General features: G+C 40.5%; 1 protein-coding gene. It reads left to right on the top strand.

Features of this window, described 5'->3' with window-relative positions:
• Nucleotides 1-284: hypothetical protein (locus MW695_RS22370; RefSeq protein WP_247107628.1), on the top strand; the 284-nt coding region annotated here is incomplete at both ends.

Below are 284 nucleotides of genomic sequence, written 5' to 3'. Positions count from 1 at the left end.
GAATGATGCTCTTGGCGAGCGCAAACTATACCCTAACCAGCAAATGATGTATGAATCTGGTAAGGGAGACATTCTTAGAAGTATGGGCGGTAAGTCTTTCCTATATATATCAGAGAACGTCAGTGGATATCTAGATGATATTAACTATGCCTATGACTCTATTAGGGACTTCTATGACGCTGATGCTAACGAAATTGAACCAACAATGACAAAGGCTCAATCGTGGTTGTTAGTTCATGAAGATAATGATAGTGATGAGGCCGCTGACGGTCATAGAACTAGAT

Origin of the sequence: Halalkalibacter sp. APA_J-10(15) (assembly GCF_023017105.1) — a bacterium.
Classification (GTDB): Bacteria; Bacillota; Bacilli; order Bacillales; family Bacillaceae_D; genus Halalkalibacter.
Note: the sequence above shows the minus strand (reverse complement) of the source record. Positions and strands in the feature narration are given on the sequence as shown.